Source organism: Streptomyces thermodiastaticus (assembly GCF_014656135.1).
Classification (GTDB): Bacteria; Actinomycetota; Actinomycetes; order Streptomycetales; family Streptomycetaceae; genus Streptomyces; species Streptomyces thermodiastaticus.
The window spans coordinates 28,027-54,245 of the sequence record NZ_BNBV01000002.1 but is presented as its reverse complement, the minus strand read 5'-3'; the positions used below and the strand labels follow the sequence as shown (position 1 = coordinate 54,245).

17 protein-coding genes are annotated in these 26,219 nt (G+C 72.1%); 10 read left to right on the top strand and 7 right to left on the bottom strand.

The annotated features are described in order from the left end of the window. Position 1 precedes the first annotated feature (1 nt). From IE286_RS02255 to IE286_RS02235, 5 genes are all read right to left on the bottom strand, one after another. The gene (locus IE286_RS02255) at positions 2-1,021 is read right to left on the bottom strand and encodes an HpcH/HpaI aldolase/citrate lyase family protein (protein ID WP_229861918.1); all 1,020 of its coding nucleotides are present in this window, start codon (positions 1,019-1,021) and stop codon (positions 2-4) included. Then, entirely contained in the window at positions 1,018-3,066 is a 2,049-nt protein-coding gene (locus IE286_RS02250; RefSeq protein ID WP_189794861.1) for an ethylmalonyl-CoA mutase, read from the bottom strand. Before IE286_RS02250 ends, IE286_RS02255 begins: the two co-directional genes overlap by 4 nt. A 9-nt stretch (positions 3,067-3,075) precedes the next feature. After that, positions 3,076-4,413 (bottom strand): crotonyl-CoA carboxylase/reductase, encoded by a 1,338-nt coding sequence (gene ccrA / locus IE286_RS02245; RefSeq protein ID WP_189795099.1) that lies wholly within the window; start codon positions 4,411-4,413, stop codon positions 3,076-3,078. Between the two features lie 558 nt (positions 4,414-4,971). Further along, positions 4,972-5,871 carry a TetR family transcriptional regulator gene (locus tag IE286_RS02240; RefSeq protein WP_229861917.1) on the bottom strand — a complete coding sequence of 300 codons (900 nt, stop codon included), beginning with the start codon at positions 5,869-5,871 and terminating at the stop codon, positions 4,972-4,974. Between the two features lie 148 nt (positions 5,872-6,019). Continuing rightward, complete coding sequence (locus IE286_RS02235) at positions 6,020-7,825, bottom strand: 3-hydroxyacyl-CoA dehydrogenase family protein (RefSeq protein ID WP_189794859.1); 1,806 nt, start codon at positions 7,823-7,825, stop codon at positions 6,020-6,022. Positions 7,826-8,213: 388 nt separating this feature from the next. Between IE286_RS02235 and IE286_RS02230 the strand changes: the two genes are divergently transcribed. Further along, positions 8,214-8,789: an adenylosuccinate lyase gene (locus IE286_RS02230; RefSeq protein WP_189794858.1), complete on the top strand. Its 576-nt coding sequence runs from the start codon at positions 8,214-8,216 to the stop codon at positions 8,787-8,789. Positions 8,790-8,866: 77 nt separating this feature from the next. Here IE286_RS02230 and IE286_RS02225 read toward each other — a convergent pair whose 3' ends face one another. Both IE286_RS02225 and IE286_RS02220 read right to left on the bottom strand, forming a co-directional pair. After that, complete coding sequence (locus tag IE286_RS02225; RefSeq protein ID WP_189794857.1) at positions 8,867-10,489, bottom strand: alpha/beta hydrolase; 1,623 nt, start codon at positions 10,487-10,489, stop codon at positions 8,867-8,869. Between the two features lie 250 nt (positions 10,490-10,739). Next, a complete protein-coding gene (locus IE286_RS02220; RefSeq protein ID WP_189794856.1) occupies positions 10,740-11,789 on the bottom strand; it encodes an Rv2578c family radical SAM protein in 1,050 nt (349 codons plus the stop codon). 188 nt (positions 11,790-11,977) lie between these two features. Here IE286_RS02220 and IE286_RS02215 point away from each other — a divergent pair, with 188 nt between their 5' ends. The 9 genes from IE286_RS02215 (at position 11,978) to IE286_RS02175 (ending at position 26,215) form a co-directional block, all read left to right on the top strand. Continuing rightward, on the top strand, positions 11,978-12,421 hold the full coding sequence (locus IE286_RS02215; protein ID WP_189794855.1) for an SRPBCC family protein: 444 nt from the start codon (positions 11,978-11,980) through the stop codon (positions 12,419-12,421). A gap of 175 nt (positions 12,422-12,596) precedes the next feature. Beyond that, positions 12,597-15,020 (top strand): MFS transporter, encoded by a 2,424-nt coding sequence (locus IE286_RS02210; protein WP_189794854.1) that lies wholly within the window; start codon positions 12,597-12,599, stop codon positions 15,018-15,020. Between the two features lie 523 nt (positions 15,021-15,543). Beyond that, positions 15,544-18,417 (top strand): bifunctional glycosyltransferase/CDP-glycerol:glycerophosphate glycerophosphotransferase, encoded by a 2,874-nt coding sequence (locus IE286_RS02205; RefSeq protein ID WP_189794853.1) that lies wholly within the window; start codon positions 15,544-15,546, stop codon positions 18,415-18,417. Then, positions 18,414-19,547, top strand: coding sequence for a glycosyltransferase (locus tag IE286_RS02200; RefSeq protein ID WP_189794852.1), 1,134 nt, complete (start codon positions 18,414-18,416; stop codon positions 19,545-19,547). Before IE286_RS02205 ends, IE286_RS02200 begins: the two co-directional genes overlap by 4 nt. Positions 19,548-19,676: 129 nt before the next feature. After that, positions 19,677-21,107, top strand: a complete 1,431-nt coding sequence (gad, locus tag IE286_RS02195) for a glutamate decarboxylase (RefSeq protein ID WP_189794851.1) — start codon at positions 19,677-19,679, stop codon at positions 21,105-21,107. A 69-nt stretch (positions 21,108-21,176) separates the two neighbouring features. Beyond that, positions 21,177-22,010, top strand: a complete 834-nt coding sequence (locus IE286_RS02190; RefSeq protein WP_189794850.1) for a M55 family metallopeptidase — start codon at positions 21,177-21,179, stop codon at positions 22,008-22,010. Then, positions 22,003-23,307: a M20/M25/M40 family metallo-hydrolase gene (locus IE286_RS02185; RefSeq protein WP_189794849.1), complete on the top strand. Its 1,305-nt coding sequence runs from the start codon at positions 22,003-22,005 to the stop codon at positions 23,305-23,307. Before IE286_RS02190 ends, IE286_RS02185 begins: the two co-directional genes overlap by 8 nt. Positions 23,308-23,330: 23 nt before the next feature. After that, on the top strand, positions 23,331-25,292 hold the full coding sequence (locus IE286_RS02180) for an LpqB family beta-propeller domain-containing protein (protein ID WP_189794848.1): 1,962 nt from the start codon (positions 23,331-23,333) through the stop codon (positions 25,290-25,292). Beyond that, a complete protein-coding gene (locus tag IE286_RS02175) occupies positions 25,289-26,215 on the top strand; it encodes a S66 peptidase family protein (RefSeq protein WP_189794847.1) in 927 nt (308 codons plus the stop codon). Before IE286_RS02180 ends, IE286_RS02175 begins: the two co-directional genes overlap by 4 nt. The last annotated feature ends 4 nt before the right edge of the window (positions 26,216-26,219 follow it).

Here is a 26,219-nt window from a genome sequence, read left to right as displayed (position 1 = left end):
CTCAGTCCTCCGGGATCTCGAACGTGCTGGTGCGCTTCATGCCGGCGGCGCGCCCCTTGCCCGCGATGACCAGGGCCATCTTGCGGCTGGCCTCGTCGATCATCTCGTCGCCGAGCATCGCGGACCCCTTCTTGCCGCCCGCCTCGGACGTGTAGTACGCATACGCGTCCAGGATGAGCTCGGCGTGGTCGTAGTCCTCCTGGGACGGCGAGAACACCTCGTTGGCGGCCTCGACCTGACCCGGGTGGAGCACCCACTTGCCGTCGAAACCGAGCGCGGCGGAGCGCTGTGCGACCTCACGGAAGCCGTCCACGTTGCGGATCTGCAGGTAGGGGCCGTCGATGGCCTGCAGGTCGTTGGCCCGGGCGGCCATGAGGATCCTCATCAGGATGTAGTGGTAGGCGTCCGCCGGGTAGCCGGGCGGCTGTTCGCCCACCACGAGGGACTTCATGTTGATCGACGCCATGAAGTCGGCCGGGCCGAAGATGATCGTCTCCAGGCGCGGGCTGGCGGCGGCGATCTCGTCGACGTTGTTCAGACCCCGGGCGTTCTCGATCTGCGCCTCGATGCCGATGCGGCCCACCTCGAAGCCCACGGTCTTCTCGATCTGCGTCAGCAGCATGTCGAGCGCGACGACCTGGTGGGCGTCCTGCACCTTCGGCAGCATGATGCAGTCCAGGTTCTGGCCGGCGCCCTCGACGACGGTGACGACGTCCCGGTAGGTCCACTCGGTCGTCCAGTCGTTGACCCGGACCACCCTGGTCTTGCCCGTCCAGTCGCCCTCGTTGAGGAACTTCACGATGGTGTGCCGCGCCTCGGGCTTGGCCAGCGGGGCGCAGGCGTCCTCCAGGTCCAGGAACACCTGGTCGGCGGGCAGGCCCTGGGCCTTCTCCAGGAAGCGGGGGTTGCTCCCGGGGACCGCGAGGCAGGAGCGGCGCGGACGCAGCCGGGAGGCGTCGCGCTGCTCGGGCGTCGCCCCGGACTGCGGGGAGCCGGACGGGCGGTCGGCAAAGAGGGTCATGCGGCAACCTCCAGGGGGTCGAGCTTGTTCGCGGTCCTGATCTCGTCGACGATGCGGCCGATGATGCCGGTGATGTCGAAGTCCTTCGGGGTGAAGACGGCGGCCACTCCGGCCTCGCGCAGCGCGTCGGCGTCACCGCTGGGGATGATGCCACCGGCGATCACCGGTATATCTGTGGCACCGGCCACACGGAGGCGCCGCAGCACCTCCGGCACCAGCCGGGCGTGCGAGCCGGAGAGGACGGACAGGCCGACCGCGTGCACGTCCTCGGCGAGGGCGGCGTCCACGATCTGTTCCGGTGTCAGCCGGATGCCCTGGTAGACCACCTCGAACCCGGCGTCGCGGGCGCGCACGGCGATCTGCTCGGCACCGTTGGAGTGCCCGTCCAGGCCGGGCTTGCCCACCAGGAAACGCAGCTTGCCCACACCCAGGTCACGGGCGGTCAGCTCCACCTTGCGGCGCACGTCGGCCAGGCGTGTGCCCTCCTCGGCGGTGACGGTCACGGGCGCGGACGACACACCTGTCGGCGCGCGGTACTCGCCGAACACCTCGCGCAGCGCCCCCGCCCACTCGCCGGTGGTGACGCCGGCGCGGGCGCACTCCAGGGTGGCCTCCATGAGGTTCTCCGTGCCCTGCGCGGCCTCCTTCAGCCGCTCCAGCGCCTTGCTCGCCCGCGGATGGTTGTACGGCGGCTGGTAGCGGGTGTCGCGCCAGTACTGCAGGGACCGCACGACCCGGGCCTCCACATCGGGGTCGACGGTCTGGATCGCGGTGTCCAGGTCGGCGGTGAGGGGGCTGGGCTCGGTCTCCTGGAAGACGTTCACCCCGACGATCCTGTCCTGGCCCGACTCGATCCGGGCCCGGCGCTCGGCGTGCGAGGCGACCAGCTGGGACTTGAGATACCCGGACTCCACGGCGGCCAGCGCACCGCCCATCCGCTGGATGTGGCCGATCTCGGCGAGTGCCGCCTCGACCAGCTCGTCCACCTTGGCCTCGATCACCTTCGAGCCCTCGAAGATGTCGTCGTACTCCAGCAGGTCCGACTCGTAGGCGAGGACCTGCTGGATGCGCAGCGACCACTGCTGGTCCCAGGGCCGGGGCAGGCCGAGGGCCTCGTTCCAGGCGGGCAGCTGCACGGCGCGGGCCCGGGCGTCCTTGGACAGGGTGACGGCCAGCATCTCCAGCACGATCCGCTGGACGTTGTTCTCCGGCTGGGCCTCCGTCAGGCCGAGCGAGTTGACCTGGACGCCGTAGCGGAAGCGGCGGTGCCGGGGGTTCTCGATGCCGTACCGCTCGCGGGTGATGCGGTCCCAGATGCGGCCGAAGGCGCGCATCTTGCACATCTCCTCGATGAAACGGACTCCCGCGTTGACGAAGAAGGAGATGCGGCCGACGACGTCGCCCATGCGCTCCTGCGGCACCTGGCCGGAGTCGCGCACCGCGTCGAGCACGGCGATCGCGGTGGACATCGCGTAGGCGATCTCCTGCACCGGCGTGGCCCCGGCCTCCTGCAGGTGGTAGCTGCAGATGTTGATGGGGTTCCACTTCGGCATGTGCGTGACCGTGTACGCGATCAGGTCCGTGGTCAGGCGCATCGAGGGGCCGGGCGGGAACACGTGGGTGCCCCGGGACAGGTACTCCTTGACGATGTCGTTCTGGGTGGTCCCCTGCAGCGCGCTGACGTCGGCACCCTGTTCCTCGGCGACGACCTGGTACAGCGCCAGCAGCCACATGGCCGTGGCGTTGATGGTCATCGAGGTGTTCATCCGCTCCAGCGGAATGTCCTGGAACAGCTTGCGCATGTCGCCCAGGTGCGCGACCGGCACCCCGACCCGGCCGACCTCGCCGCGCGCGAGGACGTGGTCGGGGTCGTAGCCGGTCTGGGTGGGCAGGTCGAAGGCCACCGACAGACCGGTCTGTCCCTTGGCGAGATTGCGCCGGTACAGCGCGTTGGACTCCTCGGCCGTGGAGTGGCCGGCGTAGGTCCGCATGAGCCACGGCCGGTCCTTGCCCCGCCCCTGCGCGGCGGTGTCACGCTCGCTCATGTGCGCCTCTCAGATGGTCCGGAAGCGGTTGATGGCGTCGAGGTGCCGGGCACGCGTCTCGTGGTCGCGCACGCCCAGGCCCTCCTCGGGAGCGAGGCAGAGGACGCCGACCTTGCCCTGGTGCAGGTTGCGGTGGACGTCGTACGCGGCCTGTCCGGTGTCCTGCAGGGGGTACACCTTCGACAGCGTGGGGTGGATCTTCCCCTTGGCGACGAGCCGGTTGGCCTCCCAGGCCTCGCGGTAGTTGGCGAAGTGGGAGCCGACGATGCGCTTGAGCGACATCCACAGGTAGCGGTTGTCGTACTCGTGCTGGTAGCCGGAGGTGGAGGCGCAGGTGACGATGGTGCCGCCCCTGCGGGTGACGTAGACGGAGGCGCCGAAGGTCTCGCGTCCGGGGTGCTCGAAGACGATGTCGACGTCCTCGCCGCCGGTCAGCTCGCGGATGCGCTTGCCGAAGCGCTTCCACTCCTTGGGGTCCTGGGTGTGCTCGTCCTTCCAGAACCGGTAGTCCTCGGCGCGGCGGTCGATGATGAGTTCGGCGCCCATGCTCCGGCAGATCTCGGCCTTCTGCTCGCTGGAGACCACGCAGATAGGGGTGGCGCCGCCGGCGAGGGCGAGCTGGGTGGCGTACGAGCCGAGGCCGCCGCTGGCACCCCAGATCAGGACGTTGTCGCCCTGCTTCATGCCGGCGCCGTTGCGGGAGACCAGCTGGCGGTAGGCGGTGGAGTTGACCAGGCCCGGGGCGGCGGCCTCCTCCCAGGTCAGGTGCCGCGGCTTGGGCATCAGCTGGTTGGACTTGACCAGGGCCATCTCCGCCAGGCCGCCGAAGTTGGTCTCGAAGCCCCAGATGCGCTGCTCGGGGTCGAGCAGGGTGTCGTTGTGGCCGTCGGAGGACTCCAGTTCCACGGACAGGCAGTGCGCGACCACCTCGTCGCCGGGCTTCCAGGCGTTGACGCCGGGGCCGGTGCGCAGGACGACGCCGGCGAGGTCGGAGCCGACGATGTGGTACGGCAGGTCGTGCCGCCGGGCCAGCTCACTGGTGCGGCCGTAGCGCTCCAGGAAGGCGAAGGTCGGCATCGGCTCGAAGATGGACGACCAGACGGTGTTGTAGTTGACCGAGGAGGCCATGACGGCCACGAGGGCCTCGCCCGGGCCCAGCTCGGGCAGCGGGACCTCCTCCAGGTGCAGCGACTTGCGCGGGTCCTTCTCGCGGGTCGCCATGCCCGCGAACATCTCCGTCTCGTCCTTGTGCACGGTGATCGCGCGGTACGACTCGGGCAGCGGCAGGGCGGCGAAGTCGGCGGACGCGGCGTCCGGCGACTGGATCGCGTCCAGGATGTCCTTCACGGTCACGGTGGTGCCTCCGGCGTCGAGCGGCCCTGAGGGAGGGGCGCGGGGGATACGTCGGTGCTGCTGGGGTCGGGATGCCGTCGGTGCGGCCGGTGGTACGTGGCAGCGCTTTGTGGCGCGAGAAGTGCCTGTGACGCAGGCGTCCGGGCGTGCGGGACCGAAGGACCCGCCGGGACAGCCGGCACACGGCTGGTCACCGCTGCCGGTCCGCCCGGACACCTTCAACGTATGACACCGCGTGTCAGCTGGCAAGGCACTGAGTGTCAGAAGTTGCGCTCATACGAAATCTTTACGCAACAGATGAGCGATGATCGATCGCATACGCGGTGCACTCCGGGTCGGAACCGCCCGGACATGACGAAACGGCCACCCCGGTCGGCGGGGCGGCCGTTTCCTGTGCTCGTGTGGTCCTGTCGCTTGTGTGGTCCGGTGGTGCTGCCCGTCGCCCGGGCCGGGCTGCCGCGGGCCGCGCCGGCCGGCCACTGCTCATAGCGCCGGCCGGGCCGCTGCTCGCCGGCCGGGCCGGCCGTGCCGCCGGCCCCGCTGCCGCGGCGCTCAGCGCTCCTTGCCGAGCGCCTCCTCGATGGTCCGCATGACCTCCTCCAGCGGGGCGTCGGTGCGGGCCACCGCGACCAGCACCTCCCCCTTCCGGGAGGCCGTCACGGCGGACGCACCCGAGGTGCCGCCGGAGGTGCCGGACGTGTCCGACGCGCCGGACGAGGCGCTGGACGGCGTCCCGGACGTACCCGACGGCCGGGACGCCGGGCCGCCCTTGCGGCCGGCGCTGATCCCGGTGCCGAACGTCTTGCGCACGATGGCGAAGGCGTGGTCCAGCTGCGCCTCCAGGTCGCCCTGGCCGCCCGCCCGCAGCCAGCGGCGCAGCACATGGTTGTGCGCGGTGACCACCGCCGAGGCGGCGACCTCCGCCAGCAGCGGGTCGTCGTTGGCGTCGTCGGCGTGGACGTGCTCGTCGAAGTGACCCAGCAGATAGCGCGTGAACAGCCGCTCGTAGCGGGACACCGAGGCGATCTCCGCCTCCCGCAGCGTGGGCACCTCGCGGGTCAGCTTGTACCGGGCGACCGAGATGTCCGGCCGCGCCGCGTACATCTTCATCACTTCCTTGATGCCGCGGCACACCGTGTCCAGCGGGTGCTCGTGCGCAGCGGCCGCGTTCAGCACCGCCTCGACGCGGACCAGGGTGTCGTCGTGATCGGGGAAGATCGCCTCTTCCTTGCTGCGGAAGTGACGGAAGAAGGTGCGGCGGGCGACCCCGGCCGCCGCGGCGATCTCGTCCACCGTGGTCGCCTCGTAGCCCTTCGTCGCGAACAGCTCCATCGCGGCGGCGGCCAGCTCCCGGCGCATTTTCAGCCGCTGGGCGGCCGCGCGGGAGCCGGCGGTGCTCTCCGGTGCGTCGGGTGAGGCGGGGGTGCGTGAGGACATGGCGGGCTGGGGCATGACCCGAACGTACTCCATGCGGGCGGCCTTTTGTGCAGGTCCGGCTCCGCTTCGGCCGCTCACGGGCGGGGCGGCCGGTGCCGGATCCAGCAGGCCGCCCCACTCCCGCGCCGGTCCGTGCCGCGCCCGGGCCTGCTCCTCGCCCCGGTCAGCGCCGGGCATGTTCGCGGAAGCCGCGGCCCGTCTTGCGGCCGAGGCAGCCCGCGGCCACCAGATGCTCCAGCAGCGGCGCCGGGGCCAGCCCGGGGTCGCGGAACTCCTGGTGGAGCACCTTCTCGATGGCCAGCGACACGTCCAGGCCGACCACGTCCAGCAGCTCGAAGGGCCCCATCGGGTAGCCGCCGCCGAGCCTCATCGCCGCGTCGATGTCGTCCAGCGACGCGTAGTGCTCCTGGACCATCTTCACCGCGTTGTTCAGGTACGGGAACAGCAGGGCGTTGACGATGAAACCGGCCCGGTCGCCGCAGTCCACCGGATGCTTCTTGATCCGCGCGCAGACCTCGCGCACCGTGGCGTGGACGTCGTCCGCAGTGAGCACCGTGCGCACCACCTCGACCAGCTTCATCGCGGGCGCCGGGTTGAAGAAGTGCATGCCGATCACGTCCTGCGGGCGCGTGGTGGCACGGGCACAGGCGACCACGGACAGCGAGGAGGTCGTACTGGCCAGCACCGCGCCCGGCTTGCACACCTTGTCCAGCACCCCGAACAGGTGCTGCTTGACCGCCAGATCCTCGGCGACGGCCTCCACGACGAGGTCCACGTCGGCGAAGTCGTCGTAACTGCCGGTCGCCGAGATCCGGTCCAGCGCCTGCGCGGCGGCCTCGGCGGTCAGCCGCCCCTTGTCCACCGAGCGCGACAGCGACCTGCCGATGCGCCCCTTCGCGGCCTCGGCCTTCTCCGGGCCGCGCGCGGCGAGCACCACCTCGAACCCGGCCTTGGCGAACACCTCCGCGATGCCGCAGGCCATGGTGCCCGAGCCGGCCACGCCGACGGAGCGGACCGGGCGTCCGGCACCGAGGCTGCCGCCGTCGCGCGGGGTCAGCACGTCGGGCACCACGGTGCCGCTGCCGGGCGCCTCGTAGGTGTAGAAGCCGCGGCCCGCCTTCCGGCCGGTCAGGCCCGCCTCGCTCAGCTGCCGCAGGATCGGCGCCGGTGCGTGCAGCCGGTCGCGGGAGGCGTCGTACATGGCCTCCAGGACGGTGCGCGCGGTGTCGATGCCGATCAGGTCCAGCAGCGCCAGCGGGCCCATCGGCAGACCGCAGCCCAGCCGCATCGCGGCGTCGATGTCCTCCCGGGAGGCGTACTTCGCCTCGTACATCGCGGCGGCCTGGTTGAGGTAGCCGAACAGCAGCCCGTCGGCGACGAACCCCGGCCGGTCGCCGACCGAGACCGGCTCCTTGCCCAGCTCCACGGCCAGATCCGTCACCGCGGCGACGGCCTGCGGGGCGGTCAGCACCGAGGAGACGATCTCGACGAGCTTCATCGCGGGAGCCGGATTGAAGAAGTGCATGCCCAGAACGCGTTCGGGGCGGGCGGAGTCGGCGGCGAGCCGGGTCACGGACAGCGCGTTGGTGCCGGTCGCCAGGATCGTCTCCGGCCGCACGATGCCGTCCAGCTCCCGGAAGATCTGCTGCTTGAGCTCGTACGACTCCGGCGCCACCTCGATCACCAGGTCGGCGTCGGCCGCGGCGGCCAGCGAGGTGGAGGTGCGCACCCGGGCCAGGGCCTCGGCACGCTCGGGCTCGGTCAGCCGGCCGCGCTCGACGGCCCGGGAGGTGGTGGACTCCAGCGCGGCGACGCACCGGGCGGCCGCCGCCTCGCTGACGTCGATACCGACGACCGTGCGGCCGGCCTCGGCCAGGACCTCGGCGATGCCGGTGCCCATGGTGCCCAGGCCGACCACGGCGACGGTCTTCAGGGGGGACAGAGAGGTGTCGGAAGAGGGAGTGGCCATCGCGGGACTCCAGGAATGAGGGTGACGACGACGAGCACGCCCCGGTACGCCCGGCGGCACACCGGTGCGGCGGGAGAGATGTGCGAGGTGTCCGGGCTGCACAGGCGGCCACGCCCGGTGCCGGAGCCCGCGGGCGAGCACACGCCCCCGGGCACGGCGGAAAACCGACCGGCTCTGTCCCGAAGCCGGGTCGTACTCACGGCCCCTGCGCATCCGAGCATGCCCGGATGCGCAGGGCCGACATGCTCGCGCGGCTGCGTCACCAAACCGCCACGAGCGATACGAGCGGGGTAGCTCGCTCGTATGAGCTTAACCAGCGAGTAATGAGCGCGCCACCCCCTTGGCGGAATCGCTGCCGAGGACGCCGCCGCACCCCTAGGCTGGCCTCGTGGACGAGGAGTTGCGACTGCTCACGGAACGCGCACGCCGGGAGTCGGGAGGGTCGGCCGCCTGTGCACGCCTGGCGGCCACCGACGACCTGGACGAGCTGGCCGGCGTGCTCGTGGCCCACGGGCAGCCGCTGTGGGCCAGGGAGCTGGCCGCCGTCCGGCTGGGAGCGGCGGGCGACCGCCGGGCCTTCGAGTCGCTGGTGCTGCTGCTCAACCACCGCGACCCGCAGCGCTGCGCGTCGGCCGCCTACGCCCTGGCTCGCCTGGCCGACCCGCGCACCGCCCGCGCGGCCGCCGCTCTCGCCACCAATGAACTGCGCGTCGCCTACGCGCTGGAGCCGGTGCGGCTGCTGGTCCAACTCCGCGCACCCGAGTCCGTGCCCGCCCTGATCACCACGCTGCGACGCCGGCTGCGCCCCCACGACCCCTACCGTCGGGTGGCGTTGGCCTGTGTGGAGGGCTTGGGTGCCCTGGGGGACGAGCGGGCCCGACCGGTGCTGAACGATGCTCTGGCTTACCCCGCCCTCGCCGAGGCGGCGGCCCTGGCACTGGCGCGCATTCCACGGCAGCGGTGACGGAGGATCGCGCGCACCGGGCGGCCGCCCGGCGGTATCGGCATCGCGCGGCCCGGCTCCGTCCGGGCCGCGCGCTGTCAGCCGCGGAAGCCGACCAACCGGTGCAGCAGCGAACCCCGGGAGGCGCCGGTGGCTTCGGACGTATCGGAGGTGGAGGTGCTCTTGTTGTCGTCCGCCTTCTCCGGCTTCGGCTCCGGCGTCCTCTCGCACACCGCGTCCGCCGCGCCGGCGTGGCCGCGCGGCACCGTGCCGTCGGCCAGATAGGCGCTCAGGTGCTTGTCCAGGCAGGAGTTGCCGCTGAGCGTCACACCGTGGTTGCCGCCGCCCTGTTCGACGACCAGGCTGGAGTGCGCCAGCAGCCGGTGCAGGATCACGGCGCCCTCGTAGGGTGTGGCCGCGTCGCCGGTCGCCTGGAAGAGCAGCACCGGGGGCAGGCTGGCGTTGGCGACGTTCAGCGGGCGGTGCTTGAGTGAGGACGGCCAGAAGGCGCACGGTGCGTTGTACCAGGTGTTGTTCCAGGCCATGAACGGCGCCTTGCGGTACACCGCCCAGGTGTCCCGGCGCCAGCGCCGCCAGTCGCGCGGCCAGGCGGCGTCGCCGCACTGCACCGAGGTGTAGACGCTGTAGCCGTTGCCGGTGGAGGAATCGGCCGCGGCCAGATCGTCGAACGCCTCGACCAAGGGCGCCGTCTGTCCGTCGTTGGCGTAGGCCGCGAATGCCTCGGCCAGGCGGGGCCAGTAGCCGTCGTAGTAGCCGGCCGGGATGAAGGTGTCCTCCAGTTCGGCGGCGCCGACCTTGCCACCCGCGGGCTTGCGGGCCAGCGCCGCCCGCATCGCGAACCACTTCGCCTCGACCCGTGCCGGATCGGTGCCGAGCCGGTAGGCCCCGTCGTGCTTGGCGATCCATGCCATGAAGGCGCGGTGCCGGTCGTCGAAGGAGTAGTCCTGGCGCAGGTTGTCGCGGTACCAGACGCCGGTCGGGTCGACGACGGAGTCCAGCACCATCCGGTGCACCCGGTCGGGGAACAGCGTGGCGTACACCGCGCCGAGGTAGGTGCCGTAGGAGTATCCGAAGTAGGAGATGCGTGGTGCGCCGAGGGCGCGCCGGACGACGTCGAGGTCCCTGGCCGTGTCGACGGTGGTGAGATGCGGCAGCAGATCGGCGTACTTGCGGCCGCAGGCGGTGGCGAAGGACCGTGCGCGCGCGAGGTTGGCCTGCTCCACCGCGGCGGTCGCGGGCACGGAGGCCGGGCGCACCGGCGCGAAGTGGTCCGGCACGCAGTCCAGCGCCGGCTCGCTCTTGCCCACCCCGCGCGGGTCGAAGCCGATCACGTCGTACTGGGCCGCGACGGACTCGGGCAGCGAGGAGACGACGAATCCGGCGAGCATGCGCCCGCTGCCCCCGGGTCCACCGGGGTTGACCAGCAGCGGCCCCTGGAACGTGCGCGCGGTGTGCGGAACGCGGGTGAGCGCCAGGGTGATCTGCTTCCCGGAGGGACGCGTGTGGTCGAGCGGCACCCGCACCGTCCCGCACTGCAGGGTGGGATGCTCTTGGGTGCCGCACTTCTTCCACGTGACCGGGCTGACCGGGGCGACGGGTGCGGCGGCCGCGGTGGGCGGCGAGGTGGCGTCGGCGGGTGCGGCGGTGACACAGCCTGCCACGACGACGGCGCCGCACAGCGCGGCAGCGCGTCTGCTCATGGAGCCCTCCAGGACGGGGAGGCGACGAAGTGCGTGATCTGCGATCTTCGCCGCACCGTCCCGGAAAGGACGGGTGCGCCGGCGCGTGGTGGCGATTGTTGACCCGATCGGGGCGTCGGATGCCGCCGAACGAGGCGGGCGTCACCGACCGAGTGCCCCAGGGCCGTGCGTCAGGGGCCTGCGGGCGGGCGGCGCCCGGCGGGACCGGGCGGTGCGGGCCGGACCGGTACGGGCAGCCGGGTGCGGGGTGTCACAGCAGAGACAGCTGGACCGGACGATCGGTGCCGTGCGGTTCGGGACGGGCCGGCTTTGGCGGGCGGATGCGTCGCGAGGCGCCCGCCCGGGCGGGGCCGATGCCGTACTCCTGGGCCAGTTCGTGCACCTGGCGGGTGATGCGGCGCTGGTACCAGCGGGGTGCGTAGGTGCCGCCCGCGTACAGGCGTTCGTAGCGGGGCACGAGGTGCGGGTGGTACCGGGTGAGCCAGGCCATGAACCACTCCCGGGCCCCGGGGCGCAGATGCAGCGTCAGCGGGGTGACGGAGGTCGCCCCGGCCTCCGCGATCGCGCGGACGGTGGCCCGCAGCTGGTCCGGGTGGTCGCCGAGGAAGGGGATCACCGGCGCCATCAGCACCGCGCAGCCGATGCCGTGCTCGCCGAAGGTCCGCACCACGTCCAGCCGGCGCTGCGGGGCGGGAGTGCCCGGCTCCACGGTCCGCCACAGCTCGGGGTCGGTGAAACCGACGGAGACGGAGATGCCGACGTCGGTGACCTGCGCCGCCTGCACCAGCAGGTCCAGGTCGCGGAGGATGAGGGTGCCCTTGGTCAGGATGGAGAACGGGTTGGCGCGGTCCCGCAGCGCGGAGATGATGCCGGGCATCAGCCGGTAGCGGCCCTCGCCGCGCTGGTAACAGTCGACGTTGGTGCCCATCGCGATGTGCTCGCCCTGCCAGCGGGGCGAGGCCAGTTGGCGGCGCAGCACCTCGGGGGCGTTCACCTTGACCACGATCTGGGTGTCGAAACCGATGCCGGTGTCGAGGTCCAGGTAGCTGTGCGTCTTGCGCGCGAAGCAGTAGACGCAGGCGTGGGTGCAGCCCCGGTAGGGGTTGACCGTCCACTCGAAGGGCATGCGGGAGGCGCCCGGCACCCGGTTGAGGACCGAGCGGGCCCGGACCTCGTGGAAGGTGATCCCGCGGAACTCGGGCGTGTCGATGGTGCGCCTGGTGACCGCGTCCGCGCCGAACAGCGCGGTGTCGTCGGCCCGGCCGTGTTCCGGCCCGTCCGTGAGGTTGTCCCAGCGCATGACGCCTCCTCGGTAAGGGTGGAGCCAGAATAGAACAAACGTTCCCATGATCGTGCGGGCCGCTGTCCGCGGCCGGACCCGGACGGGTCCGGTGTGCCGTCGGTCGGTTGCCGGACGCCGATTTGGAGGCCGGGCGGCGGGGTGGTTGGCTGGACCGGACTTCGAGATCGGATGTCCTGGGAGGAACCATGGCGCAGGTCGAGGCCACCACCGAGCGCATCGTGGCGGCGGACGCCGAGACGGTGTTCGACGCGCTCGCCGACTACCGCGGCACCCGTGAGCGGCTGCTGCCCGAGCAGTTCAGTGAGTACGAGGTGCGCGAGGGCGGGGACGGCGAGGGCACCGTCGTGCACTGGAAGCTCCAGGCCACCAGCAAGCGGATCCGCGACTGCCTGATGGAGGTCAGTGAGCCCACCGACGGGGAGCTGGTCGAGAAGGACCGCAACTCCTCCCTGGTCACCACCTGGCGTGTCACCCCGGCCGGCGAGGGACGGTCCCGGGTCACGGTCACCACCACCTGGAAGGGCGCCGGCGGCGTCGGCGGCTTCTTCGAAAGGACGTTCGCCCCCAAGGGGCTGTCCCGGATCTACGACGCGATGCTGGCCAAGCTCGCCGCCGAGGTCGAGAAGTAGGCTCCCCCTCCCCTCGCGGCCCAACTCGCCCCGTTCTCACCCGGGTTGAGGGCTCACCGGTTCGAGTGATCTCCCCGTGGCTCTGCCCTGTGCCGTAACTCCGCGTGCCCGCTCGGAGTTGTCGCAGTACGCGCGAAGCCGCGCGGCACAGGCACGACGAGGGAGAGGTACGCAGGTGGGCGGTATCGGTCTGGTGCGGGACGAACCGGTCGCGGCGCCGTCGCAGACGGACGGCGCACCGGCCTCGGCCGGCGCCGCCCCGCAGTCCTCCGCCCCGCCGCTCAGCCCCCGGCGGGTGCGGCTGGTCTTCTCCGGGCTGATGCTCGCCCTGCTCCTGGCCGCCCTGGACCAGATGATCGTCGCCACCGCGCTGCCCAAGGTGGTCGGCGAACTGCACGGCCTGGACAAGATGTCCTGGGCGATCACCTCCTACCTGCTCACCTCCACCGTGCTGCTGCCCGTCTACGGCAAGCTCGGCGACCAGATCGGCCGCAAGGGGGTCTTCCAGTTCTCCATCCTCGTCTTCGTCGTCGGCTCCCTGCTGGCCGGACGGGCGCGGACGATGGACCAGATGATCGCCTTCCGGGCCGTGCAGGGCGTCGGCGCGGGCGGGCTGATGATCGGCGTCCAGGCGATCATCGCGGACATCGTGCCGCCCCGGGAGCGGGGCCGCTTCATGGGGCTGATCGGCGCCGCCTTCGGTCTCGCCTCCGTCGCCGGCCCCCTGCTCGGCGGCTACTTCACCGACCACCTGTCCTGGCGCTGGTGCTTCTACATCAACGTGCCGTTCGGGCTGGTCACCCTCGTCGTCGTCGCCCTGGTGCTGAAACTGCCCGCCGTGCGGGTCCGGGGGCGCTTCGACGTCCTGGGCGCCACGCTGCTGGCCGCCGCCTCCACCTGCCTGGTGCTGCTGACCAGCTGGGGCGGCACCGAGTACGCCTGGAGCTCCGGCGTCGTCCTCGGGCTCGGCGCCGGTGCCGTCGTGGCGATCGCGCTGTTCCTCCTCGCCGAGCGCTTCGCCGCCGAACCGATCATCCCGCTGCACCTGTTCCGGGACTCGGTCTTCACCATCAGCGGCCTGGTCGGCCTGGTCGTCGGCGTGGCCCTGTTCGGCGCGGCCAGCTATCTGCCCACCTTCCTGCAGATGGTGGACGGCGCCTCGGCCACCGAGTCCGGGCTGCTGATGCTGCCCATGACGGGCGGCGTGGTCGGCGCGTCGATCCTCTCCGGCCAGCTCATCAGCCACACCGGCCGCTACCGGATCTACCCGGTGCTGGGCAGCGCCGTGTCCGCCGTCGGCATGTGGCTGCTCTCCCGTCTCGAGGCCGACACCTCGCGGCTGGCGTACAGCGTGTGGATGGCCGTACTCGGCGCCGGCATCGGCCTGGTCATGCCGGTGCTGGTGCTCGCCGTGCAGAACTCGGTGCGCCCCGCCGACCTGGGCACGGCGACCAGCGCCAACAACTACTTCCGGCAGATCGGAGGCAGCGTCGGAGCCGCCGTCTTCGGCACCCTGTTCGCCGACCGGCTCACCGACGCGCTGCACGACCGCCTTCCCCCGCGCGCGGGAGCCGGCCTGCCCGATGCCGAGTCGATCACCCCGCAGGTGGTGTACGCCCTGCCGCCGGCCGTGCGCGACGCCTACATCCAGGCGTACGCCGACGCCATGCCGCGGATCTTCCTCTACCTGGTGCCGGTGCTCGTCCTCGGCCTGCTCATCGCCTTCTTCCTCAAGGAGAAACCTCTGGTGTCCCACAACACCCCCGCCGCAGCACCCGCCCACGACACGGAGACCGCCCCGCTCAACGCGGCCGTACCGCAGGCCCGTTCGCCCTACCCGGCCGGCGTGCCCGTGTGCGGCACGGTGCGGCACGCGGACGACAGCGTCGTACCGCGCGCGGCGCTCACCCTCATCGACGTCGCGGGGCAGCAGATCGGGCGCGGCGCGAGCGGCGAGGACGGCCGGTACGCGCTGTCCACACCGGGCGCCGGCTCCTACGTCCTGATCGCGGCGGCCGGCGGGCACCAGCCGCAGGCGGTGTCCGTGACCGTCGGCGAACGCCCTGTGGAACTGGACGTCGTCCTCGGCGGTGCCGGACGCCTCGCGGGCACCGTGTGCACCGCGGACGGCACCCCCGTGCGGGACGCCACCGTCACCCTGACCAACGTCCACGGCGAGGTGGTGGCCACCACCCGCAGCGGCCGTGAGGGCGGCTACGTCATCACCGAGCTGGTCGCCGGCGAGTACACGCTCGCCGCCAGCGCGCCCGCCTTCCGCCCGGCCGCGCTCCCGGTCACCGTGCAGGCCTCGCGGGAGACCCGCCAGGACGTGGAGCTGGCGGGCGGCGCCGTGCTGCGCGGCACCGTGCGGGCGAGCGGCGGGCGGCCCGTCGAGGACGCCCGGGTGACGCTGCTCGACGCGGCCGGCAACGTCGTCGACACCCTCACCACCGGGCCCGACGGAACGTTCCGGTTCGTGGACCTGTCCTCGGGCGAGTACACCGTGATCGCGGCCGGCTACCCTCCGGTCGCCACGGTGCTCCAGGTGGCGGGCGGCGGCCGCACGGAACGCGACCTCCAGCTCGGCCACGAGGACTGACAGTGAGGGTGTGACGTGGCTTCTCCGACGGGTCCGACGCACGGCCTGACCGACGTCTCGACTGTCTTGTCCGGGATGTGTCGATCCGCTCGGAGGAGCCGCCTCGCACGCGACCGGACGGGCTGCGCTGCCTCGAACGCCATGTCGCCCGCGAGGTCTACCGCGTCCTCATGCCCCGGCGAACCCTCGAAGCGACCTCACTGAAGCCGCTCGACATCCATAGGGCATCCCGGTACGGCAGGGCGGACGAGCAGCAGTGCCCCGCCGGACGGCCGCGCGGACCGGTGGTGCAGAATGCCGGGGGAGGACGGCCGCCTGCGGGGACCGGCCCGGCCCGCACCGTCCTGCGCAACCCCGGCCCACCCGTGTCCGGACCGCGGCGGGCGAGGCGCCATGCGTGTCACGGAGCGGCTTATTGTCGCATTGACGTAGTTTGGGTGGGGTTCAGGGACGGCGGCCGACCCTACAACCTGTAGGGTTACGCCCAGCCCGCCGCACCCACGGACTGAGACGAGAGGTTGCCGTGTCGAGCGTCCCGCCCGAACCGGACGTCAGTGTCGTCGTCATCGTCTACAACGACGAGGACAGACTCCCGACAGCGGTCGGTTCCGTGCTCGAACAAAGTCTGCGCAATGTCGAGGTGATCATCGCCGACGACTGCTCGACGGACCGCTCCTTCGAGGTCGCCCAGGCGCTCGCCGCGCAACACCCCGGCACGGTCCGCGCGATCCGCCTGCCGGAGAACAGCGGCGGCTGCGGGGAGCCCCGTAACCAGGGCATCAAGGTCGCCCGCGGCCGGTACGTGATGTTCCTCGACAGCGACGACACCCTGGAGCCGCACGCCTGCCGCAACATGGTCGAGGCCGCCGACCGCACCGGCGCCGACCTCGTCTCCGGAATGTGCGTCCGCGTCCACACCGACAGCCGGCACGGCAAACGGGTCCCGTGGTACCCCTGGCTGTACCGCTCCACCCGCACCCTGGAGTCCGTCGCCGAGCTGCCGGACTTGTTCGTCTTCGACACCCTGTCGACCAACAAGTGCTACCGGCGCTCGTTCCTCCTCGACAACGAGCTCACCTTCCCCCGGGGCATCCACTACGAGGACCTGCTCTTCTCCGCCCAGGCCTACCTGGCCGCCCGGCGCATCACCCTCATCCCGCACACCGTCTACTTCTGGAACGTCGTCCAGAAGACCGCCAACAAGTCGATCAGCAACCGGCGCGGTGAGATCCGCAACTTCGCCGACCGGGTGGAGATCCACCGCCGGATCGACGCCCTGCTCCAGGAGCGCGGCGAGGACGAGCTGAAGCTGCGCAAGGACATCAAGTTCCTCAAGCACGACCTCGTGCTGTACCTCCGGGAACTGCCGTTCCTCGACGACGACTACCGGCACCGCTTCGCCGGGCTGGCGCGGCCCTACGTCCAGACCTTCTCCGACGCCGCCTACGCCGAACTCGACCGCGTCCACGCCATCTGCGCCCAGCTGCTGCTGCGCGAGGACTGGGACGGCCTGATGCCGGCCATCGACACCCTGATCAACCGGAACAAGATCTCCACGCCGCTGGCCGAGCGGGACGGCCGGATCTACTGGACCGACCGTCACCTCGACGACCCGGAGATGCGCGCCGTCCTCGACGTCACCTCCCTCGGCTACCACGCCAAGCAGCTGAACCAGATGTTCCTGCGCAACCGGCTCACCGCGTACACGGCGCGCGGCGCCGACGTGGTGCTCGCCGGAGAGGTCGTCAATCCGCTGGGCGTCATCGCGCCGGACGCCGAGCTGACCGCCGAGCTGGAGTTCCGCGCCCGCCGGCGCAGCCTTCAGACCTTCCGCTTCCCCGTGCCCGCCCCGCGCCACCAGGGCGACAGCATCGCCTGGCGGGCCGAGGTGCCTCTGGGCCGCAGGCTCCGCCCGCTCGGCATCGTGGACGACGTGTGGGACGTCCGGCTGCACCTGACGGCCGACGGCAAGCGCACCACCAGCCGTCTCACCGTCGGCGACGTCGGCCTCGAAGGCGTCGCGGACCTGCCCGTGCGGCCGCGGCTGACCAGGCTCATGGCCGACCGGCTGCACGCCGAGGTGTCCGCCAAGGGGCACCTCGCCTTCCGGCTCACCCAGCACGGGCAGCTCTCCCGCGCCGGCCGCGCCGCCGTGGAGCGCAATCTGCACGGCCGTTCCGCCCGTGCCGCCAAGAGCGCCTACCGCACCCTGCGCTCCCTGCGGCGCGAGCTGAACTCCGGCACCCGCAAGCTCCAGGTCTACGAGCACATGCTGACCCGGCTGCCCGTCCGCAAGGGCACCGTCGTCTTCGAGAGCCACCTCGGCAAGCAGTACAGCGACAGCCCCCGCGCCATCTACGAGGAACTGCGCCGCCGCGGCACACCCGTCACCGCCATCTGGTCCTACGCCGGTGAGCGCCCCGAGGGTTTCCCCGACGACGTGCAGCTGGTGCGCCGCTGGTCCTGGAGCTACCTCATGGCGCTGGCGCAGGCCGAGTTCTGGATCGACAACCAGGGTTTCCCGCTGCGTCTGAGCAAGCGCCCGGAGACCACGTACATCCAGACCTGGCACGGCTCCGCGCTGAAGCGGATGGGTTTCGACGAGCCCGGCACCCGGATGCTCTCCGAGGCGGAACAGCGCACCTACCAGCGGGCGCTGGACCGCTTCGACCACTTCGTGGTGCGCAGCGAGCACGACGTACGCACCCTCGCCCGCGCCTACCGCATCCCCGAGGACAAGCTGCTGCGCACCGGCTACCCGCGCAACGACGCCCTGGTCCGGGCCGCCCAGGGCACCGACGACCCCGAGGCGCGGCGGCTGGCCGAACGCCTCGGCCTGGAGCCCGGCCGGCAGGTGCTGCTGTACGCGCCCACCTTCCGCACCGGCCGCGACGGCCGCGTCAGCGACTTCGCGTTCCCCTTCGACATCGAGGAGTTCGCGGAACGCTTCGGCGACCGGTACACGCTCCTGGTGCGCGCCCACTACCTGAACCGGCTCACCCTGCCCCCGTCGGTGGCCGGACGGGTGCTCGACGTCAGCCGCGAGCCGGACATCACCCCGCTCATGCTGCTCGCCGACGCCCTGATCACCGACTATTCCTCGGTGATGTTCGACTACGCCCTGCTGCACCGCCCGATCGTGTTCTTCGCGCACGACTGGGAGGAGTACGCCCAGGACAGCCGGGGCACCTACTTCGACCTGCTCGCCGAGGCGCCGGGCCCCGTCCCGCGCACCCCGGAGGAGTTCTACGCCGCCCTCGAGGACCTCGGGGCGCTGCGCACGACCTACGAGGCACGGCTGAAGGAGTTCGTGGACAAGTACGGCGAGTACGACCGCGGCGATGCCGCGGCGCGGATCGTGGACCGCTTCTTCTCTCCCGCGGGAGGGGCCCGATGACCCAGCGCGACATCTTCCTCGTGGCCAACGAGGTCAACGAACTCGGCGGCGTGGGCCGCTGGCAGATCCAGCTGGCCACCCTGCTGGCCGAGCGCGGTCACCGGGTCACCGTCGTCGGCATCGCCCCGCCCCACCACCCCATGGACCTCGGTGAGCGGCCCCCGTTCCGGACCGAGACCCTCTACGCCCGCCGTCCGCCGAGCCGGCCCCGGCCGCGCCGTCTGCTGGGCGCCGCCGACCCGGCCGTGCGCCGCCACGAGGCCCATATGCGCAAGGCCGCCGAACGGCTCACCGCGCTCTTCCGCGCCGCCCGGCCCGGCGCCATGATCATCGTGCCGCAGGTGTGGGCGATGGAGTGGGTGGCGCTCGCGGACACCGCCGGACACCCGGTCATCGGCATGACCCACGAGTCCTTCGACACCTGCCGCAAGTCCTCCCGTTTCCAGCGGGTGAAGAAGTACTTCGCGGACGTCGACCGGCTGCTGGCCCTCACTCAGGAGGACGCCGACCGGTGGGTGGGCGAAGGCCTGAACAACATGGACTTCATGCCCAACCCGCTGCCGTTCCTGCCCGGCGCCCCCTCGCCGCGCTCGGAGAAGGTGGTGGCGAGCATCGGGCGGCTCTCCCACGAGAAGGGCGTCGACATGCTGCTGGACGCCTGGGCCGAGGTGGCGCCCCGGCAGCCCGGCTGGACCCTGCGCATCTACGGCCGCGGAGAGGCCGAGCAGGAGCTGAAGCAGCGGTGCGCCGACCTGGGGCTGGAGGACTCGGTGGACTTCGCCGGACAGACCGACGACGTCCCCGGCGCGCTGCGCGCCAGCTCCCTCTTCGTCCAGTCCTCCCGCGGCGAGGGCTTCCCGCTGGCCCTGCTGGAAGCGATGGCGTGCGGGGTGCCGTGCGTGGCGTTCGACTGCGCGCCCGGCGTCCGGGAGATCATCACCCACGAGGAGGACGGGCTGCTGGCCCGGCCCGGCAACACCTTCGAACTCGCCCGCCACCTGGTGCGGTTGATGTCGGACGAACACCTGCGCGACACCTTCGGCGAGCGGGCGCTGCGCAATGTGCGCCGCTTCGACCCGGAGACCATCACCCGCCGCTGGGAGGAGCTGTTCGACCTCCTGGAACGCTGAGCGGACCGGGGAGGGGGCGGGCGCCCGCGCCGGGCGCCCGCCGGGCGCGTCGGCCGCCCGCCGGGGGGACGTACGCACGGATGTGACACCCGATCCCCGACACGCGACGACACGCCGGAGGCGGTACGCATGACGGTCAGGCACCCTCGCGAGCGGCACGGCCACAGCCGGGACCTGCAGATCAACCCGGTCTTCAGCCGGGAGCCCCTCAGGGTGCCCCGGTACGCGCTGCCCGAGCGGCAGATGGAGCCGGACACCGCCTACCAGATCGTGCACGACGAGCTGATGCTCGACGGCAACGCCCGGCAGAACCTCGCCACCTTCGTCTCCACCTGGGCCGAACCCCAGGCCCGGCGGCTCATGGACGAGTGCGCCGAGAAGAACATGATCGACAAGGACGAGTATCCGCAGACCGCGGAACTGGAGTCCCGCTGCGTCCACATGCTCGCCCGGCTGTGGCACGCCGAGGACCCGCGGCACGCGGTCGGCTGCTCGACCACCGGATCGAGCGAGGCGGCGATGCTCGGCGGACTTGCCCTCAAACGGCGCTGGCAGCACCGCCGCCGCGCCGAGGGCGCATCCACCGCCCGGCCCAATCTGGTCATGGGCGTCAATGTGCAGATCTGCTGGGAGAAGTTCGCCGACTACTTCGAGGTCGAGCCGCGCTACGTGCCGATGGAGGGCGACCGGTACCACCTCACCCCCGACAAGGCCGTCGAGCTGTGCGACGAGAACACCATCGGGGTGGTCGCGGTGCTCGGCTCCACCTTCGACGGCAGCTACGAGCCCGTCGCCGGCATCGCCGCGGCCCTGGACGACCTTGAGGCCCGCACCGGGTGGGACATCCCCGTCCACGTCGACGCCGCCTCCGGCGGAATGATCGCCCCCTTCCTCGACCCGGAGCTCGTCTGGGACTTCCGGCTGCCGCGCATCGCCTCCATCAACACCTCGGGTCACAAGTACGGGCTCGTCATGCCCGGGGTCGGCTGGGCCCTGTGGCGCGACCGAGACGCCCTCCCCGACGACCTGGTCTTCCACGTCAACTACCTCGGCGGCGACATGCCGACCTTCGCGCTGAATTTCTCCCGCCCCGGCGCCCAGGTCGTCGCCCAGTACTACACGTTTCTGCGTCTGGGTTTCGACGGCTACCGGCGGGTGCAGCAGACCTGCCGTGACGTCGCCACCCGGCTGGCCGCCGAGATCGCCGAGCTGGGCCCGTTCGAGCTGATCACCGACGGCAGCGAGCTGCCGGTGTTCGCCTTCCGGGTGCGGCAGGACATCGACCGCTTCAGCGTCTTCGACGTCTCCGCCGCGCTGCGCGAACGCGGCTGGCTGGTGCCCGCGTACACCTTCCCGGAGAACCGCACCGACCTGGCCGTGCTGCGCATCGTGGTCCGCAACGGCTTCAGCCACGACCTGGCCGACCTGCTCCTCGACGACCTGCGCCGCATCCTGCCCCGGCTCCAGGGCCAGCGCGCACCGCGCCGCAGCGCCGCCGACTGCGCCGGCTTCTCCCACGGCACGGAGCCGAAGAGGGCGCGCCGCGAAGTGCGCGCCTGAGCGGAGCGCGCGAAAGCAGTCGCGGCGGATCGTGGCGCGGTGCCCGCCCGGCGCGTAACGTGGCGCAGCATGAAGATCCTCATCAGCGCCGACATGGAAGGCGCCACCGGGGTCACCTGGCCGGCGGACGTGCTGCCGGGGACGCCGCAGTGGGAGCGGTGCCGGTCGATGTTCACCTCGGACGTCAACGCCGCCGTGCTGGGCTTTTTCGACGGCGGTGCCGACGAGGTCCTCATCAACGAGGCCCACTGGACCATGCGCAACCTGCTGCTGGAGGAACTGGACGAGCGGGCGCAGATGCTCACCGGGCGGCACAAGTCGCTGTCCATGGTCGAGGGTGTGCAGCACGGCGACGTCGACGGTGTCGCGTTCATCGGCTACCACGCGGGCGCGGGCATGGAGGGCGTCCTGGCGCACACCTACCTCGCGAACTCCATCACCGGGGTGTGGCTGAACGGTGTACGGGCCAGCGAGGGACTGCTCAACGCGCATGTGGTGGCAGAGTTCGGCGTGCCGGTGGTGCTGATCACCGGTGACGACGTGGCCTGCGAGGACGCTTTCGGGTATGCGCCCGAGGCGCTGAAGGTGGCGGTGAAGGACCATGTGTCGCGGTACGCGGCCGTGTGCCGTACCCCGGCGCGGACCGCCGTCGACATCCGTGCCGCCGCCGCGAAGGCGGCCTCGCTGGCGGTGCGGCACGAGCCCGCCGAGAGCGGTCCGTTCACCGTCGCCGTGGAGTTCGACGCCGAACACCTGGCGATGGCCGCCACCGTGGTGCCGGGTGTGGCCCGCACCGGGGAGCGGAAGGTGGCCTACACCAGCCCCACCATGTACGAGGGCATCCGTACCTTCAAGGCGGTCACCACGATCGCCTCCGCCGCTGTGGAGGAGCAGTATGGCTGACGCGCAGGCGCTGGAGGAGGTCGTGACCTTCACCTCCGACCTGATCCGGATCGACACCACCAACCGGGGCGGAGGCGACTGCCGCGAACGCCCGGCCGCCGAGTACGCCGCCGCGCAGCTGTCCGGCGCCGGCCTGGAGCCGCTGCTGCTGGAACGCACCCCGGGCCGGACCAATGTGGTCGCCCGGGTGGAGGGCAGCGAGCCGTCGGCGCCCGCCCTGCTGGTCCACGGTCATCTGGACGTGGTGCCCGCGCAGGCGGAGGACTGGAGCGTGCACCCGTTCTCCGGGGAGATCCGCGACGGCGTGGTGTGGGGCCGGGGCGCGGTCGACATGAAGAACATGGACGCGATGATCCTCGCCGTGGTCCGCGGCTGGGCCCGGCAGGGGCTCCGGCCGCGCCGGGACGTGGTGATCGCGTTCACCGCGGACGAGGAGGCCAGCGCCGAGGACGGCTCCGGGTTCCTCGCCGACCGGCACGCGGAGCTGTTCGAGGGCTGCACCGAGGCCATCGGCGAGTCCGGCGCGTACACCTTCCACGACGGCTCCGGACGCCAGATCTATCCCATCGCCGCCGGTGAGCGCGGCACCGCCTGGCTGCGGCTGACCGCGCGCGGCCGGGCCGGCCACGGCTCACGCGTCAACAAGGACAACGCGGTCACCCGTCTCGCCGCCGCCGTCGCCCGCATCGGCGCCCACGAATGGCCGCTGCGGCTCACCCCGACCGTGCGCGCCGCCCTGACCGAACTGGCCGACCTCTACGGCCTCGAACCCGACCTGGACAACGTGGACGCCCTGCTGGACAAGCTGGGCCCGGCCGCGTCCCTGGTCGAGGCCACCGTGCGCAACAGCGCCAACCCGACCATGTTCGACGCCGGTTACAAGATCAACGTGATTCCGGGGGAGGCCGTCGCCCGCGTCGACGGGCGCTATCTGCCCGGCGGCGAGGAGGAGTTCCGCACCACCCTGGACCGGCTCACCGGCCCCGAGGTGGACTGGGAGTTCGAGCACCACGAGGTGGCGCTGTCCGCGCCCGTGGACTCGCCGACGTTCGCGTCGATGCGGGCCGCGGTGGAGGAGTTCGCACCCGAGGGACACGTGGTGCCGTACTGCATGGCGGGCGGCACCGACGCCAAGCAGTTCTCGCGGCTCGGCGTCACCGGCTACGGCTTCTCGCCGCTGAAGCTGCCCGAGGGATTCGACTACCACCATCTGTTCCACGGCGTGGACGAGCGCGTCCCCGTGGAGGCGCTGCATTTCGGTGTCCGTGTCCTCGACCGCTTCCTGCGGTCGGCCTGAGCATGTCGGGAGAGCGTGAGCACATGTCGGACGTGCAGACCCTGCCGTACGGTTCCTGGCCCTCGCCGATCGACGCGGCGCTGGCGGCCGCGCACGACGGCCGGCCGGAGTACGCCGGTTTCGTCGGCGACGAGGTGTGGTGGACCGAACCACGGCCCGCCGAGGGCGGCCGGCGGGCCCTGGTGCGGCGCCGCACCGACGGCACCGAGGAGTCCGTGCTGCCGGCGCCGTGGAACGTGCGCAGCCGCGTCATCGAGTACGGCGGCCGCCCCTGGGCCGGCACCGTCCAGGACGGCGAGCCGCTGCTGGTGTTCGTGAACTTCGCCGACCAGCGGCTCTACCGCTGGCAGCCCGGCGGCGAACCCCGCCCCCTCACCCCCGTCTCCGCGGTGGGCGGCGGACTGCGCTGGGCCGAGCCGCAGATCCTGCCCGGCCGCGGTGAAGTGTGGTGCGTGCTGGAGGAGTTCACCGGCCCCGGCCCCTCGGACGTGCGCCGCGTCGCGGCCGCCGTGCCGCTGGACGGCTCGGCCGCCGAGGACCGCAGGGCCGTCCGCGAACTGGCCGCCGAACGGCACCGGTTCGTCACCGGGCCCCGCCTGTCGCCCGACGGGCGGCGCGCCGCCTGGCTGGCCTGGGACCACCCGCGGATGCCCTGGGACGGCACCGAGCTGGTGGTCGCCGACGTCGACGACCAGGGCCGCCTCGTCGTGCCCCGCACCGTCGCCGGCGGCCCCGAGGAGTCCGTCGCCCAGGCCGACTGGGCGGCCGACGGCTCCCTGCTGTACGCGAGCGACCGCGACGGCTGGTGGCACCTGTACCGCGACGGCGCGAAGCTGTGCGGCGGCGAGGAGGAGTTCGCCGGGCCGCTGTGGAAACTCGGCCAGCGCTGGTTCGCCCCGCTGGAGTGCGGCCTGATCGCCGTGCTGCACGGCCGGGGCGCCCTGCGCCTGGGCATACTCGACCCGCTGACCGGTCAGGTGGCCGACGCGGCCGGCCCGTGGACCGAGTTCGACGCCACGCTCGCGGCGCACGGCGACCGCGTCGTGTCGGTCGGCGCGAGTCCCCGCAGCTCCTGGGAGGTCGTCGAGCTGGACACCCGCACCGGCCACGCCCGGGTGATCGGCTGCGCCCACCGGGACCCGGTCGACCCCGCGTACTACCCGCAGCCGCAGGTGCGCACCTTCACCGGGCCCGAGGGACGCGAGGTACACGCCCACATCTACCCGCCGCGCAACCCGGACTGCGCCGCACCCGAGGGCGAACGGCCCCCGTACGTGGTGTGGGCGCACGGCGGTCCCACCAGCCGCTCCCCGCTGGTGCTGGACACGGAGATCGCCTACTTCACCTCCCGCGGCATCGGGGTCGCGGAGGTCGACTACGGCGGATCCACCGGATACGGCCGGCAGTACCGCAACCGGCTGCGCGAACAGTGGGGCGTCGTCGACGTCGAGGACTGCGCGGCCGTCGCGCTCGCGCTCGCCGAGGAGGGCACCGCCGACCGGGCCCGGCTGGCGATCCGGGGCGGCAGCGCCGGCGGCTGGACCACCGCCGCGTCCCTGACCCGCACCGACGTCTACGCCTGCGGCACCATTCTCTACCCGATCCTCGACCTGACCTCCTGGGCCACCGGCGAGACCCACGACTTCGAGTCCCAGTACCTGGAGTCGCTGGTCGGGCCGCTTGCCGAGGTCCCCGAACGGTACGCCGAACGCTCGCCCGCCGAGCACGCCGACCGCATCACCGCGCCGTTCCTGCTGCTGCAGGGCCTGGACGACGTGATCTGCCCGCCGGCGCAGTGCGAGCGGTTCCTGCGGCGCATCGAGCAACGGCAGGTGCCGCACGCCTACCTCACCTTCGAGGGCGAGGGCCACGGGTTCCGCCGCGCCGACACCCTGGTGCGCGCCCTGGAGGCGGAACTCTCCCTGTACGCCCAGGTGTTCGACCTGGACATCGCGGGCATCCCGGCCCTGGAGCTGCACACGTGAAGGAACTGCGGCGCCCCGCCCGGCTGGCCCCCGGCGCCCGCGTGGCCGTCGTCGCCCCCAGCGGACCCGTGCCCGAGGAGCGGCTGCAGGCCGGCCTGGACGTGCTGCGCGGCTGGGACCTGGACCCGGTGGTCGCCCCGCACGTCCTGGACCGGCACCCGACGTTCGGCTACCTGGCCGGGACGGACGCCGACCGGGCCGCCGATCTGCAGCGGGCCTGGTGCGACCCGGCGGTGGACGCCGTGCTGTGCGCCCGCGGCGGATACGGCGTCCAGCGCATGGTGGACCTGCTCGACTGGGAGGCCATGCGGGCGGCCGGGCCGAAGGTGTTCGTCGGCTTCAGCGACATCACCGCACTCCACGAGGCGTTCGCCGTCCGTCTGGGCCTGGTCACCCTGCACGGCCCGATGGCCGCAGGCGTCGACTTCGTGAAGAACGCACGGGCGCAGGAGCATCTGAAGGCCACTTTGTTCGCGCCCGAGACGGTCACCACGATCGCCTCCGGCGGCGCCGCCCTGGTCCCCGGGCGGGCCCGCGGCGTCACCCTCGGCGGCTGCCTGGCCCTGCTGGCCGCCGACCTCGGCACCCCGCACGCCCGGCCGTCCGCGGCCGGCGGGCTGCTGTGCCTGGAGGACGTGGGGGAGGAGACCTACCGTCTGGACCGGTATCTCACCCAGCTGCTGCGGGCCGGCTGGCTCACCGGAGTGTGCGGCATCCTGCTCGGCTCCTGGGAGGACTGCGGCAGCGGCTACGACGAGGTCCGCGCGCTGCTCGCCGACCGGCTCGGCGGGCTCGGCGTGCCGGTGGCCGAGCGGTTCGGCTTCGGGCACTGCCCGGGCGCGCAGACCCTGCCCTTCGGCGTCGCCGCCGAACTGGACGCGGAAGGGGGCGTCTTGACGCTGGACCGTCCGGCGCTGCGCTGAACGG

Excerpts from the sequence above, each read along its gene's own strand:
- IE286_RS02255 (WP_229861918.1), bottom strand. The coding sequence starts at position 1,021 with ATGACCCTCTTTGCCGACCGCCCGTCCGGCTCCCCGCAGTCCGGGGCG.
- IE286_RS02250 (WP_189794861.1), bottom strand. The coding sequence starts at position 3,066 with ATGAGCGAGCGTGACACCGCCGCGCAGGGGCGGGGCAAGGACCGGCCG.
- IE286_RS02240 (WP_229861917.1), bottom strand. The coding sequence starts at position 5,871 with ATGCCCCAGCCCGCCATGTCCTCACGCACCCCCGCCTCACCCGACGCA.
- IE286_RS02235 (WP_189794859.1), bottom strand. The coding sequence starts at position 7,825 with ATGGCCACTCCCTCTTCCGACACCTCTCTGTCCCCCCTGAAGACCGTC.
- IE286_RS02225 (WP_189794857.1), bottom strand. The coding sequence starts at position 10,489 with ATGAGCAGACGCGCTGCCGCGCTGTGCGGCGCCGTCGTCGTGGCAGGC.
- IE286_RS02220 (WP_189794856.1), bottom strand. The coding sequence starts at position 11,789 with ATGCGCTGGGACAACCTCACGGACGGGCCGGAACACGGCCGGGCCGAC.
- IE286_RS02215 (WP_189794855.1), top strand. The coding sequence starts at position 11,978 with ATGGCGCAGGTCGAGGCCACCACCGAGCGCATCGTGGCGGCGGACGCC.
- IE286_RS02200 (WP_189794852.1), top strand. The coding sequence starts at position 18,414 with ATGACCCAGCGCGACATCTTCCTCGTGGCCAACGAGGTCAACGAACTC.
- gad (WP_189794851.1), top strand. The coding sequence starts at position 19,677 with ATGACGGTCAGGCACCCTCGCGAGCGGCACGGCCACAGCCGGGACCTG.
- IE286_RS02190 (WP_189794850.1), top strand. The coding sequence starts at position 21,177 with ATGAAGATCCTCATCAGCGCCGACATGGAAGGCGCCACCGGGGTCACC.
- IE286_RS02185 (WP_189794849.1), top strand. The coding sequence starts at position 22,003 with ATGGCTGACGCGCAGGCGCTGGAGGAGGTCGTGACCTTCACCTCCGAC.
- IE286_RS02180 (WP_189794848.1), top strand. The coding sequence starts at position 23,331 with ATGTCGGACGTGCAGACCCTGCCGTACGGTTCCTGGCCCTCGCCGATC.